This window comes from Spirosoma validum (assembly GCF_014699035.1).
Lineage (GTDB): Bacteria > Bacteroidota > Bacteroidia > Cytophagales > Spirosomataceae > Spirosoma > Spirosoma validum.
Window position 1 is genome coordinate 298,157 of record NZ_JACXAA010000006.1, and the last position, 14,878, is coordinate 313,034.

At 46.7% G+C, this 14,878-nt stretch carries 7 protein-coding genes and 1 pseudogene; 6 read left to right on the plus strand and 2 right to left on the minus strand.

Features of this window, described 5'->3' with window-relative positions; genetic code table 11:
- Positions 1 to 89 precede the first annotated feature (89 nt).
- The 6 genes and pseudogenes from IC230_RS18000 (at position 90) to IC230_RS18025 (ending at position 9,960) form a co-directional block, all read left to right on the plus strand.
- Complete coding sequence (locus IC230_RS18000) at positions 90 to 5,177, plus strand: hypothetical protein (protein WP_191040425.1); 5,088 nt, start codon at positions 90 to 92, stop codon at positions 5,175 to 5,177.
- Positions 5,178 to 5,390: 213 nt separating this feature from the next.
- On the plus strand, positions 5,391 to 5,618 hold the full coding sequence (locus tag IC230_RS18005) for a hypothetical protein (RefSeq protein ID WP_191040426.1): 228 nt from the start codon (positions 5,391 to 5,393) through the stop codon (positions 5,616 to 5,618).
- 73 nt (positions 5,619 to 5,691) lie between these two features.
- Positions 5,692 to 5,943, plus strand: a complete 252-nt coding sequence (locus IC230_RS18010; RefSeq protein WP_317171803.1) for a type II toxin-antitoxin system RelE/ParE family toxin — start codon at positions 5,692 to 5,694, stop codon at positions 5,941 to 5,943.
- 30 nt (positions 5,944 to 5,973) lie between these two features.
- Positions 5,974 to 6,909: a CPBP family intramembrane glutamic endopeptidase gene (locus IC230_RS18015; protein WP_191040428.1), complete on the plus strand. Its 936-nt coding sequence runs from the start codon at positions 5,974 to 5,976 to the stop codon at positions 6,907 to 6,909.
- 66 nt (positions 6,910 to 6,975) lie between these two features.
- Positions 6,976 to 8,727, plus strand: a pseudogene (locus IC230_RS18020) (GMC oxidoreductase).
- 63 nt (positions 8,728 to 8,790) lie between these two features.
- Positions 8,791 to 9,960: an alpha/beta hydrolase family protein gene (locus IC230_RS18025; RefSeq protein ID WP_191040429.1), complete on the plus strand. Its 1,170-nt coding sequence runs from the start codon at positions 8,791 to 8,793 to the stop codon at positions 9,958 to 9,960.
- A 114-nt stretch (positions 9,961 to 10,074) separates the two neighbouring features.
- Here IC230_RS18025 and IC230_RS18030 read toward each other — a convergent pair whose 3' ends face one another.
- Both IC230_RS18030 and IC230_RS18035 read right to left on the minus strand, forming a co-directional pair.
- The gene (locus IC230_RS18030; protein ID WP_191040430.1) at positions 10,075 to 11,223 is read right to left on the minus strand and encodes an ATP-binding protein; all 1,149 of its coding nucleotides are present in this window, start codon (positions 11,221 to 11,223) and stop codon (positions 10,075 to 10,077) included.
- Positions 11,224 to 11,293: 70 nt separating this feature from the next.
- Positions 11,294 to 14,830: a DEAD/DEAH box helicase gene (locus tag IC230_RS18035; protein WP_191040431.1), complete on the minus strand. Its 3,537-nt coding sequence runs from the start codon at positions 14,828 to 14,830 to the stop codon at positions 11,294 to 11,296.
- Positions 14,831 to 14,878 lie beyond the last annotated feature (48 nt).

The window sequence follows — 14,878 nt, forward strand, 5'->3', positions numbered from 1 at the left end:
GCACGGAGAACACAGAGAACCAATTTATGCAAATTGGCAAACTAGTTTCTGTTTTCTCCGTGGTTAAATTTCTCTACAACAGATACGTAATGAATCGCCTATACAAAATAGCTTTAGTTAGTTTGCTAACCTTGCCCGCTGCGTTTGGTCAGGCGGTCCGGCTTTCCGATAAGCCCGATCAATTTATGACTGAGGTGCAGAAACTGATGGCAACGGGTGGGCCAGCCGCTGTACGCGCCGGTACGAATTTGCAGACAATGTGGTCCGAAAATCGGTTGTCGACGCAGCAGCAGGAGCGAGTCATGGCGCTGAGCCGGAAACTGAATCAAAAACGACTTCAACCGGCTACGTACTTCGTTCCTTTCTACGAATCGCTGTATCAGGCGACGCAGCAACAGCCTGCATCACCGGCAAACGTTGACGGTCTGTTGACAATCGCCGAAAAACTATTCGATGCTAACGATCCTAAGGCATTTGCGCGTAGTCTGGAAACAGCCCGGCGCTTTCTGGAACGGCACGAACTTTACGCCAGTACGTATAATAAGCTTTACGGGCAAGGCGGTACATTTCAATTTCGTTACGTAGAGGGAGTCCCATCAGTTAATCAACCAGGTGTACCCCAAACCGCGGCTGACTCAATTGCGTCGGCAAAAGCCTCTGCCGAACGGTCTCGTTTTGATGGCTGGGATACACCTGCTCCTTCGGATTCTACGCAGCCCCATTCGCTGGGTGTACAATACGTACCACAGCGTCGAGCTATTCCAACCGTATCTGGTGCCGTTATTACGCTGAAAGACGTATCGCTGGCCATGGTTGCCAATGGAGATTCGGCTATTCTGGCCAATACGAACGGTGATCTGATGCTAAAAGACGGTGTTTTCGTTGGACAGGGTGGCAAGTTCAGTTGGGAAACGGCCGGAAGACCCGATATCTTCGTGACGTTGAGCGATTATAGTCTGACAACCATGAGCCCTAAACTGATGGCTGATGACGTAACACTCACCTACGACAAGATGAAGCCTGTCAAGGGCGTATTCGAGTACGTTAGTAAGAAAAAAGGAGGGACTGTTACGTATCCGCGCTTCATGTCGTGGCAGAATGATGTGAAACTACCTGATCTGGGCTCTGATATAGAATACCGGGGTGGTTTAGCGTTGTCTGGCGCGCAGATGGTTGGTGCATCGGCCAGTGGACAGCTGTCTCAATTGCTTGTAAGACATAATGGAAAGATAGCCTTCAAAGCCAATAGTCGGCGGTTTGATTTCAGCAATACGCTTACGGATTCAACAGCTTCGTCGGGCGGTGGTTTTAATAGCACGAGTCCGTCCAAATCGTTTATTTCAGCAAACTCAGCGGCTTTCGTTGGTTATGTGGATGCCGATTCTGTAACCCATCCATCCGTTAAATTCCGGTACGACAAGAACCAGCGTATCGCCTGGCTTGATCGCGAGCAACGCACTGATTACGCCCGCGTTCCCTACGCCGACTCTTATCACAAATTCTACATTTTACCCGAGGTCGTGCGTTGGGATCTGCCTCGTCGAAAAGTCGATTTTTATCAGGTTGGCGCTAAGCAGGAGGTGCCGGTGCGCTTTGAATCGTTCGATTATTTTCAGCCACAACGCTACGCTGATCTGACTCTCGACTATGGTTTTCACCCGTTGCAAATCGTTGCGAATTACGTAGCGACGAAGAAGCAGTCTACCTTTTTGGATGGCGACATTATTGACTTCGCGAAAGTTAATAAAGTTAGTCCGGTCGCGTTACGAGGTGCCCTGAACCGTATGGTGCTGGAAGGATATATCGACCGCGATCCAGTCACAAAGTTGATGCGTCTCAGCCGCAAGGGGGTGTTATACGTACTGGCCTATGCGCAAAAACGCGACTATGACAACTTTCAGGTACAATCGATCTTTCCCTCGACGGATAGCACGAAGAATGCGACCATCAATCTGGATGATAAATTCTTAACGATCCGCGGTGTTGATCGGTTTACGCTTTCCGATTCGCTGAAAATTTTCGGCTATCCCTCCGATAAAACGTTACGTATTGGTAAAGGCCGGGCCTTCACACTGAATGGTCAGCTCAAAGCCGGTACACTACGTTACGCAGGGCGCGATCTCAAATTCGATTACGATAAGTTCGCGGTAGGTCTGAATAAGATCGACTCCATTACGTTCTCGTCGCAGAAACTAGCGGCTCAGGAAAAAGGAACTGAGTCAGAAATGGGGGGTGATATCAAATATGAGAATCCGGGAATGGTCTATCTCAGCGGTGCTGATAATAAATCGGGTCGAATTGCGGGCAAGAAATCAACACAGCGCCTGGTGATGCCCGAGGGGATGACGGTGTATTTTAACCAACCTGTCCGGGGCGATAAAGCTTATAACCAGAAGGTTTATTTCAAGATTCCGGCAATCGATAATGATAGCTTAGGCAAGGGCGATATTGCTTTCATCGGTACGTTCTACTCCGATGGAATTTTCCCGCCGTTCAAGGCGACCCTCAAAACGATGCCCGATAATACGCTGGGTTTTGAGCATAAGGCGCCTGCCACAGGTTACCCGGTATACAGTGATAAGAAAGGCGCTACTGCGTCGAACGTGAAGTTTACAGGTGAGTTGGTCATGGATAAGGGTGGCCTGCGCGCCGATGGCGTACTCAATCACCTCACAGCGAGCCTGAATGCAAAGAATATTTTGTTTATGACCGATTCGCTGGTCGCGTCAGGCGAAAAAGGTGAGATTAAGGAGGGGCTGGGCGGCAAGGCTGGACAGAGCTATTTTCCGCAGGTACAGCTCAATAATTATAATCTGAAATGGTGGCCCAAAGCTGATAGCATGGTCATTATTACGCAGAAGAAAAATTTCAACTTTTATAATGCAACCACCAACCTCGATGGCGATCTGGTACTACGTTCGTCGGGTTTATTTGGCCACGGCACCCTGCATCGGAAAGATTCGGAAGTTATTTCCAATAGCATTAAATTCAATAAAGAAGGATTCCTGGCCAGCAATGCGGAGTTTAAGGTATTATCGGATAAAGTCGTAAATGGAACAGCGGCAGTTGCCAAACCAATGCTATTGGGAACAGCGATCGACGTTGATTTTAACCAGGTAAAAGGAGTCGTCGGGCTGTCGATCAATAAAAATATAAGCATTACGGATACGATACAGTCGAGTCTGGAATTCCCATCGGCGGCTTATAAAACCAGTATCAGCAAAGCACAGTGGAATATCAATGCCAAAACCATTCTGATGAAAGGCGACGTGAAAACGTCTACGTTTACTGCTACGGCCGAAGAACAGGAAGGACTGACATTCAATGGGTCGGGTGCGGTGTATGACGTAGAGAAAATGACGCTCAACATTACGGGCGTGCCTTACGTAACATCAGCCGATGCCCGCATCTATCCAGATAAAGGCGCAGTGAGCATCAAACGGAACGGCGAGATGCTGGCGCTTAAAAATGCTAAGCTGGTGTTAGATACGGTTAGTCTGTTCCACCGACTTAAAAACGGCAATATTCAGATTCTTTCCCGTACCAAATTTACAGGCGACGCTACGTATCAGTTTGCGACAGCGAAAGGCGATACAGCTAGTATAAAAATGGGAAGCTTTGAGTTAAAAGAAGCGCCTGCTGTAGCATCCAGCACATTAACGGCGGATACAAAGAAGTCGACTAAAGGCCGTAAAAATAGTGCACAGTCTGCAATGACCTATTTCACGGTTGCTCGTGCGGAAGTTGACGAAGATGATAATCTCCAGCTGGCACCGAAGATGTTATACAAAGGTGCGATCATGATGCAGGCTCCCCAACCTGATCTGGCAATGGATGGCTTCATAAAACCAGCGTTGAAAAAACGCGCTGATCTGGTTGGGGGCTGGATTCCATTCAAAGAGAAAGTAGCCGAACGACTTGAGATTAAAGTAGACAAAAATCTGAAAAACGAAGGGGGACAACCGCTTGTGGCCGGTATTCATTTCCGGTTGGGTAATGCCGGACTCTACCCAACGTTCCTGTCACCGAAGGAAGATCCGAAAGATGAGGATTTGTTTACAGCTACGGGCATCATGCGCTACGATGAGAAAGACAAAGTGTATCGGATTGCGTCGAAAGCCAGTGATCTAACGTCCAGCCAAACGGAAGAAGCACCTGCACCCGTCACTCCAGTAGCCGACAGTTCCAAGACAGCTCTTATTGCAAAAGCGGATAGTACAGGTGGATTTAACAATACAGCAAGTCTTGATAGTGCCGCACGGATAGCCACAGCGAACGCTCCGGCAGCTGTGGTTGAGGATGTTGAAAATGCGTTTACGTTCAATGATGCGCGGGGCCTGATGACGTTCAAAGGCAAGATGAATCTAATGAACGCTGCTCCTAACCAATACCTATTATCGGCGGGGTCAGCGCGGATTAACATCGACAGCACTCAGTATCGATTCAATACGTTGATGGCCTTTGCCTTTCCGGTACCCGAACCGCTTGTGAAAACCATCGGTGATCGAATCGTTAAAGCCAATCTGGAAGAAAAGAATGATGAAGCTGCCGACGATGATCTGAACCGGCTATCGGATAAACTAACTCCGCTTATCGGTTCGCAGGCTGTAGATGCATATCGACTTAAAGCACAAAACCAGCACGTATCACTCGGTCAGGCAGCACCTCAGCTGAATGCCATGCTGGTATTGGCAAATGCTAACCTGCGCTGGTCGACCAAGTTTAATACGTTTTACAGTACGGGGCAGTTGGGCGTATCGAACATGATGGGAACAGACATCAATGCGCAGATGGATGGCTTTGTTGAAATTCGGAAGACCGACAACGGGGATGAAGCCAGTATCTATTTAGAATCGTCACCTGAAGTATGGGTTTTCTATGATTACAAGCCGGGCAGCACGCCAACTTCTCAAGGCCAGTTAGCGATCATTACGTCGGAGCAGGAAATCAACGACCAGTTGTTGGCTATCAAATCTTCCAGCAAATCCGCTCTTGATGTAGTGCCCGCTACAGTTGATGAAAAATCGCTGTTTGTGGACCGGTATCTGGATCAGTACAAAACCAAAGCGAAAGCTGCGCCAAAGCCGAAACCACAGCCTGGTCAGAAGATCGTGAAAGAAGAAAAGAAAAAAGAGGAGAAGAAAAAGGACAAGGAAGCTGAGAAAGAAGGATTTTAACACTGCTCCAATTTAATCTTATTACCGGTACCACGGGTTTTAACCCGTTTAGGAATTGACCGAAAAACGGGTTAAAACCCGTGGTACCATTTTCTCAAACCATTAAATGGGTCAAGTACTAGTCTCTGAACCTGTTTGGACTTTCTACAATTAAAAATCAGAATCTTAAACCATTTTTTTCTGTTTATTTTGCTGCAACGAATGTAGAATCACATGGATATTTTAGTGAAAGTGCCGGATAATAAAGTTGAGTTTTTTATGGAATTGGTGCAGAACCTAAAATTTAAGGCTGAACCCACTGGCAAATCCAAATCCAAAACATTTACGCCCGAACAACAGGAATGGATCAATGATCTGAAAGAATCTCTGGAGCAAGTAGAATTGCATCAACAGGGTAAAATTAAATTAAAATCTTTCGATCAGTTATTGGATGAGTTATAGGATTGAGATTACTGAGAAATTTGAGCGTGACGTTCGGAAACTATCAAAAAAGCATAAATCCTTAAAAGCAGACTTGCTCGTTTTTCGAGATCAGTTAAGAAGTGATCCAAACCAGGGAGTGTCATTAGGTAAGGATTGTTACAAGATTCGTCTGGCTATCTCATCGAAGGGAAAAGGTAAGCGAGGGGGCGGGCGTGTGATTACGTGCGTTAAAGTTGTGCAGGAAACGGTATATCTGTTAGCGATTTATGACAAAAGTGAACGCGATACAGTCTCAGACACTGAATTAGATGATATGTTATCAGAAGCAGGGCTTGGTGAGTAACAAATACAACTAAAGTAAATCATCAAACCTGTGAAAGCCTTCTGGCACGACCTGCGTTCGCATCTCCGCACCGACTTTCGACCTGACCTTTACGTAGCAACCGTACTCTGGGCTGCGATACTTCTTGCCGTCAATTTCTCGCTCGATTTAGAGGATACTTATATTGATTCATTTCAGGAAAAACCTCTCTGGACAGTTTTGTACTTCGGGCTGTATGCTACGGCCTATTACGTTAGCGTCTGGCTCTGGACGCATTTCCACAGTAGGTCCGACATCTGGCGAAATCGTAAATTCTGGCTCCGTAGCACGTTTGCGCTGATTTGTTATTCATTTTATGCTGGCTTCTATGGGCACAATAAATGGAGTCAGGAGCTATTCAACGGGCAGATTTATGTGTTTGCGTATTACTGTCTGCACAATCTGCAATCACTACTAACGATTGTACTGCCACTATATCTCTTCTATAAATTCGCCGATCCCTATCCGACTAATTTTTATGGTATGGCGCCAAAGCGGAAAGGTCTGGTGCTGTATCTGCAATTGCTGGCGCTGATGATTCCGCTTATTACGTTAGCTTCTTTCCAACCTGATTTTCTCCAATCTTATCCGACGTATCGTGACACGAACGCCAACGAATTTTTCGGCGTACCGGAATGGCTAACTGCCTTGATTTATGAACTGTGCTACGGATGGGATTTTGTGCCGACCGAATTACTCTTTCGTGGATTTTTAGTTATTGGCATGAGTCGCGTATTGGGTCGTGGTGCCGTATTACCCATGGTGGTTTGGTACTGTTCCATTCACTTTGGGCGACCATTGGGAGAAGCTGTTTCTTCTCTGTTTGGTGGTTATTTGCTTGGTGTACTTGCCCTGAGCACACGTAGTATCTGGGGTGGTTTACTGATTCATATTGGTATAGCTTGGGGAATGGAAATTGCTGCTTTTTTGCAGAACGCGCGGTCGTGACGCTCATATCACCTGCCGGTCTTCAGTCGTTATCTTTGTCAGTAACTCAACAAAACCCTACCTGTGATGAAACGTCCTGATAACGGAAGCCAACCGCCTATTCCGTCTGGAAAGAAATTCGATGCCATTGTTGTTGGTTCAGGGATTAGCGGAGGCTGGTCGGCGAAGGAACTGTGCGAAAAGGGATTGAACGTGCTGTTGCTTGAACGGGGACGCATGATTGAACACGTAACGGATTACCATACCGCTACGATGGCACCGTGGGAATTTCCGCATCATAATCGGACAATGCCACTTGACGTATTAAAACGCTATCCTGTGCAAAATAGAACAGGATTTACAATTACAGAGGCCACGCACCAGCACTTTGTTAATGACTTGGAGAACCCCTACGTCGAGGAAAAGCCTTTCGATTGGATTCGGGGCTATCACGTTGGCGGAAAATCGCTGATGTGGGGACGCTATTCGTTCCGATTCTCGGATCTGGATTTTGAAGCCAACGTGAAAGAAGGCATTGCTACGGATTGGCCCATTCGTTACAAAGACATTGCTCCCTGGTACGACCACGTAGAGAAATTTGCCGGAATCGCTGGCGACCGCGACGGGTTACCACATCTGCCCGACGGTCAGTTTCAACCAGCTTTGCCGGACAATTGTGTTGAACAACACTTGCGGAAAAGCGTAAATACGCAGTTTTCAGACCGCAAAGTGATTTCGGCGCGGGCGGCTCATCTAACAGCTCCTTCACAGCAGCAAATGAATTTAGGGCGCGCCAAGTGTCAGTTCCGAAATCTATGTATGCGGGGTTGCCCATATGGAGCTTATTTCAGTACACAATCGGCTACATTGCCCGCAGCCCGCCCGTAGCCCGCCGGACCAAACGGTTAACGGTACGTCCCCATTCTATTGTCAACTCAATTATTTACGATGAAAAAACAGGCAAGGCTACAGGCGTTCGGGTCATTGACGAGCAGACGCATCAGTGGCACGATTTTCATGCCAGCATTATTTTCCTGAACGCATCAGCCTTAGGGTCTACATACATCCTGATGAATTCTAAGTCAAAGCGGTTTCCGAATGGCATGGACGACAGTGGGCAACTAGGTCGTAATCTGATGGATCACCATTTTCACGTCGGAGCTACGGCCGATTATGACCACGACCAGGATAAATACTACTACGGTCGACATCCGGCTGGTCTATACATCCCACGCTTTCGCAATCTACCTGGGCAGGATAAGCAGGATTTTAAAACGAGGTTACGGTTTTGAGGTGTATACCGAACGCGATAATTGGGGCCATGCCTATAGCGATGATGGCTTTGGGGCAGCGTTTAAAGAAAAAGCCACTCAGTTCGGTACGTGGAAAATTACGCTGGATGCTTTTGGCGAGTGCATGCCTTACGAAGATAACCGCGTTTATCTGACCAGCGACGTAACGGACAAATGGGGACAACCCGTCTTGAAAATGGACGTGCATTATCGTGAAAACGAAACCCTTATGCGGAAAGACGCTCGCGAACAGGCCATATTAATGCTGGAAAAAGCAGGTTTCTCGAACATTGATGGATTTGATAGTCAGGCACATCCAGGACTAAGCATTCATGAAATGGGAACGGCTCGTATGGGGACGTCATCGAAAAATTCAGTCTTTAACAAATTCAATCAGCATCACCTTGTTAAAAACGTCTTTTGCAAGGATGGTGCCAGCATGACTTCGTCGCCCTGCCAGAATCCATCATTAACCTACATGGCATTGTCTGCGCGGGCAGCCGATTATGCCGTTCGCGCCTTAAAACGGGGCGATATACCTCGCTAAATGAAGTAGGCACTTGATTCTGTCCGCTTTAGTAGCTGATAACCCTTTCCTTACCTGCTACGTATGAAAGCCCGAATTGCTTTTGCTCTTTGTTACGCCATCGGAATTGCGAGTGTTCTGGCTCAACCGAATCCTGATCGTCCCGATTTATGCCAGGGAGCCTATTTTACGGAAGCGCAGGGGGCTGAAGCTTTACATAGCTTCGCCCAAACGTATCATGACCGGGCCAGTTGGGAAACCCGTGCGGCTATGATTCGAAAAGGTATTCGCGAGGGTATGCAACTGCCTGATAAACCTAAATTTGCTCTGCTCCAGCCAATCCGGCACAGCTTGCGAAAAATGAACGGCTACACGGTTGAGAACGTAGCGTTTGAAAGCGTTCCCGGCTTTTTTGTGACCGGCAATTTGTACCGGCCTTTAAACACGGCGGGAAAAACCGCCGGAATTTTATGTACACACGGGCACGGAGCCGATCAGAATAACCGGCTAATGGAGTATACACAACAACGGTGTGCTACGTTAGCGCGCATGGGCGCTGTCGTATTTGCGTACGATATGATCGGTTACGGTGATTCAAAACAATGTTCTCACAAAATTCCGGATGCTCTAAAACTACAAACTCTGAATAGCATACGAGCACTGGATTTTCTAACCAGTTTACCTGATGTCGATACGTCCCGAATTGGCGTAACTGGGGAATCGGGTGGAGGAACGCAAACCTTTCTTTTAACGGCCTTAGATTCCCGGGTGAAAGTGGCGGCTCCGGTAGTTATGGTATCCGCTCATTTTTTCGGCGGTTGTACCTGCGAAAGCGGAATGCCCATTCACAAGCGGCCAACACATCAGACCAGCAACGTAGAGATTGCTGCGCTGACGGCCCCCCGCCCCTTGTTACTTATTTCTGATGGCAAGGATTGGACAAAGAACACGCCGAACGTAGAGTTTCCTTACATCCATACTGTTTATGGCTATTATAGAGCAAAAGAGCGAGTTGAGAACGTGCATTTGCCTACTGAAGGCCATGATTATGGCCCAAACAAACGAATGGTTGCCTATCGTTTTCTCGCTAAAAACCTGAAATTAGATATAAATCGGGTAATGAAAGATGGGCAAGTAGATGAGTCACCTAATACAATCCTTGATTCAACATCCTTACAAGTATTTAATGCTGGACACCCCCGTCCTGCCCGCGCTGTTGTAGGTGATGACGCAATTATGGCATTGTTAAAGTAAAAGTTTAAAAACTTTTATCTGCTTTTTATTCAATGAATTAACGTTAATTCATTGAATAAAAAGCAGATCGTATTGACTTAGCATGCTTTTCGTCGGCAAATAGATTTCGGCTTTTTAAACATTAAAATAGTTGTGTGTAATAAAATCCAGATAGTTTTCGGGATTAATAACTGATAACGTAGCGTTAGGATAAGCTTTCTGAAATCCTTTGGGGAAACGTACCCGACCAGCATACCACTTAAATGCATAACCACTCAACTGCTCATTGGCTTCTTCTACCCAGCTGAGTTCCTGTTGATCATACGTGCGCCAGAAGTAAGGTACGGCTTGATTTTGTAAATACGCATTACGTTTAAGTCGCTCTGCCATTAGATAATTTTCCCACAATACGTTTGTATCAGGGCGTTGCGAGAGTAGATCGAAATTATTGATAAGAGCGTTACGGATTCCATTATCGAAAAAATACCACTTCGAACTCTTAGTAACTTCCTTCCTAAGCGATTTACTATAACCACCTAAGCGAAACAGGATAAAGACGTTGGCGAATAAGTCCAGATAACGTACCACTGTATTCCGGTCAATCTGTAACTGATTGCTTAAGTCATCGTACGAAATTTCACTACCAGTCTGGTACGCAATCAATCGCAATAATTGCAACATTTTCTCCTCGTTCCGGACCTGTTCAACTTGACGGATATCTTTCAATAGATTAGAAGATACTGCACTTTTTAAATAGTCTATCCGATCCGTGTTCTTCTCCATTTGTAATACTTCTGGGTAACTACCAAAAATTAGCCGTTCTTCAAGTTGCTGACGAGTTTGCAGATAGGTCTCCGTTAGCCCAATTTCTAATTGAGCGGGTGGATAAAGTGTATAGATCTGTTGATGTTGCGTTAGGAAATTGTTAACCTGATTAGCTATATGAAAAGATGACGAGCTTGTTGCTAGAATGGTTAAACCTGGAAATGAATTAACCAAAAATTGTAGCACTTTTTCAAAATCAGGGATTGCCTGTACTTCATCAATCAGCAGCAGTTGTGTATCGCCGAGCCAGCGTTGATAACTCGGAATCGTTTGATCGCTTAGTAGATGGGCTGTAGCAGAATCCTCTCCGTTTAGCACAATCTTTGGCCCAACGTATACATCGGCAAGCTGATTTATCAGGACGGTTTTACCAACTCGTCGAGCACCCACTAGTAGAATTACCTGGTTAGATCCTAGCTTCTTTTGAAGTGTCTTATAAAGCGACCTATGAATCAGCATAAACTTAATCTGTGTTTTATTCAACGAATTAACTTTAATTCGTTGAATAAAACATAAATCTGTACTGAATTTACCCCAGCGACACGAGTTCTTTCAGTTCGACATCGCTTAAATCGCCCAGCCAAGTTTCCCCGGTTTGAACGCTGAGGTCGGCCAATTCGCGTTTGGAACGTATCATCGCGTCGATTTTTTCCTCCAGCGTTCCCTGATTCATGAGCCGGTAGACCAGTACGTTTTTCGTCTGGCCAATTCGGAAAGCGCGGTCAGTGGCCTGTGATTCTACGGCTGGGTTCCACCATAAATCGTAGTGAATAACGTGATTCGCCTGGGTTAGATTCAGACCTGTACCGCCTGCTTTGAGTGATAAAATAAACGTGTGATCGCTACGGTTACGTTGAAACTGCTCTACCATTTCGTCACGATCAGACCGCGACGTACCACCGTGAAGAAAAAGGGGCTGTGTGCCAAACGTATGCTGAATGAACTTTGACAACAGCTCACCCATTTCACGATACTGTGTGAAAATCAGGACCTTTTCGTGGCTGGCGTAAATGTTTTCAAGTAAATTGAGCAACAACGTTGCCTTTCCAGAAAGCGCGGCTCCTTCGCCACCACGCTTCAGATATTGATAAGGGTGATTGCCAATTTGCTTAAGAGCCGTCATTAGCTTTAGCACCAGGCCCCGGCGAGCAATGCCATCTTTTTCTTCAATAGCCCGAATGCTCTCCTGAACAACGCTTTCATACAACGCCGTCTGCTCTGGCGTGAGCGAGCAAAACTGGTTATTCTCAATTTTGTCGGGCAAGTCGCTGATAATAGTCTGATCCGTTTTGACGCGCCGGAGTAGAAATGGACTTGTAATACGTCGAAATTTATCGAGTTTTTGGTGGTCGCGCTCCTGCTGAATCGGCTTGCCAAATTCTTCATTGAATTTACTTAAGCCACCCAGATAACCCTTGTTCACGAAATCCATGATACTCCAAAACTCCGATAACCGGTTCTCCACGGGCGTACCACTGAGGGCAATCCGAATCGGAGCTTTTAGGGCTTTAACAGCTTTTGTTTGCTCTGTATCCGCGTTTTTAATGTTCTGCGCTTCGTCAATCACTACAACCGCCCAGGTTATTTTCTTTAGCGCATCAAGATCTGACCGAACGATGCCATAAGTTGTCAGCAACACATCATAGTCATTCGCCTTATCTGTCGGTAATTTTCTGGTGGAGCCATGATAAATCCGGGGCTGCAGGTCAGGTGCAAACCGGGCAATTTCTTTCTGCCAGTTCGTGAGCAACGTAGTGGGAAGCACAACCAAACCTTTTTGTTTCTTGAACCGGCCTTCCTGCTTGAATTTGAGTAACAGACTGATTACCTGTAGCGTTTTGCCAAGTCCCATATCATCGGCCAGTAGACTACCCATACCGAGAGCTGTATTTCTGACAAGCCAGTCGTAGCCACGGTGCTGATATGGACGTAACGTAGCGTTCAGAGCATCGGGTAAGGGTTGCACGGCACTGTCGGTAAACTGTTTGACTAGCGTTCGAACCTCTGCCGTTAAGCCTAACCGACTGCCCTTATATTCTTCGGATAAGGCCGCTTTCAGCAGATCGGCTCCTGTCAGTTCCGGGGGATTTTCGAGTTGTTTGTAGAGTTTTGTTAACTCATCAGGGTCGACTAATACGTATTGATCTTTAATCTTAACCAAGCCCGTCGTACGTCCCACTAACTTCTGAAATTCCTTTACGCTCATCATATCGTCGCCCAGAGCCACCTGCCAATCGAATGTAAGCATATCGTCCAATCGCATAAACGAATCGTTGGCTGTAACTTTCGCTTTCAGCCGTCCACCTGCCTGCGGGCGTACCCAGTGCTGGAGCGATTTGGGTAGCCAGAGCGCAATACCAAGCAGTTGCATCCGAGGCAACGTATCGAGCAATACCTCAACGAAAAGGCTAGGCGAATAGGAAAGGTACTCTGGCCCATCCATTCTGGTTAATTTCGACAGGTCCGGAAAATGGCGGGATAGAACCAGTAAATCCTGCAAAACAGCCATGCGAATAGGCTCGTGCTTCTTTTTTCGAAGAAGATCCGGAAGCGGAATTGGTTGATCAACAGCACCTTTACTAGAAGAGACATCACGGTCACGGATTAATAATCTTAACCGAAATTCGTCTCCAAGTTCGTTGTCTTCAACGGCTAGGATCGGTACAAATCGCTTATGCGTTAAGAAGAAGTCATTGAACCAGAGTTGCATGGCCAACGGCATTTCTTTACGTCCGAAACCTTCAAAACGCAACGTTTCGATCCCAAAATATAGCCGATCAGCGTCTTCAAGCGGCCAGCGCTCCCACAGTTCAATGGTTGTTGGTTTGATGGTACGTCGCATAAACAGCGAGCAAAGCGTTAGTACCAACTGCTCATCAGGTAGAGCCAGCCATTCTTTTTGCCAACGTACTGTCAGCAGCGATGGTGGTATTTGGGTATTAAGCAGATTTGTCTGCTGCTTGATGGTTTCATTCAGTGTGGCTGGTAGCCAGCGCACCCGATACTGATCTTCTGTAGGGCCGACACGTAGCAACTGGGGTACTACGGCTCCCCGACGTAGCAGCGCTGCCGAAAATTGCTGTGTCAGATACAGAGCACGTACCGAATCACTCATTTCTGGCCAATTGTCCTCAGTAAGCGTACTGATCCATCCGACCAGATCACTCATTTCGAATCCACTGATCGCTCTCGAATCGCCATGCTCGCTGAAGATGCCAATTTTCTTTACCGACATAAACTCGTCAAGCTGTAGCTCAATGCTATCACTAAACTGAGGTGTTTCGGTATCGCCCGCTTCTTTTTCGTCAACTTGTAGCTTACTAAATAACTTATAAGCCTTGGTAAGCGATTTATGGAAATCCCCTTTCGCAAACGTAACGTCGGGAGAAAGTAAACCCAGCAGTTGGTCGGCTAAAGACGGAATTGTTGCAAAATTCAGGCTGGCACGGGGTTTTTCATCGGCTTTCCAATCCTCTTCTTCGGGCAATTCATCCGTACAGATATCCTTGAATGAAAGAACGGTTCCCATGTTTCCACCAACAGGAACAAGCTGATCCTTTTGGATCTCCTCCAGGATATTCAAGCCTTTTAGCTGAAAAACCAGAAACGGATTTCGGTCAATTTCGTTTGCAATTACATAAACGACAGCCGCCAGATGTTTACAGGGTTCAGCCTGGTCGGGGCAGGAACAGCCCATTGACAAATCCTCGAACGACTCTGGAAATAGCTTGATACTCCGGCGTTTGGCAAAATCAATGAGCTCGGGTGGGAGCTGGCGATTGAGAAGCTGGGCTAACGTAGCGGGATTCTCGCGAATTTCGTTCAGCAACCATTCTTTTTCCTGTTCTGTAAACAAGGGTACGGAGAGCCTGACTTTGTAGGGTCTGGGCGCCGTTCCTTTTACGGAAGCACTAATCTGATTGTTTGCAATAGACAAACCCATCACAGCCCCCTGGTTGGCATACGTTCGACCACGCGGCAAACGATTCGCCATATCGATATTCGCCAGGGCATTAAGCCACTGCTGTCCCCACCACGTTTTTCCGTAACTAATACGTTCAGCCATGCTGCCGAAAAAGATTAATCCAGTGCAAAAATAGCGTATTAAGCATTC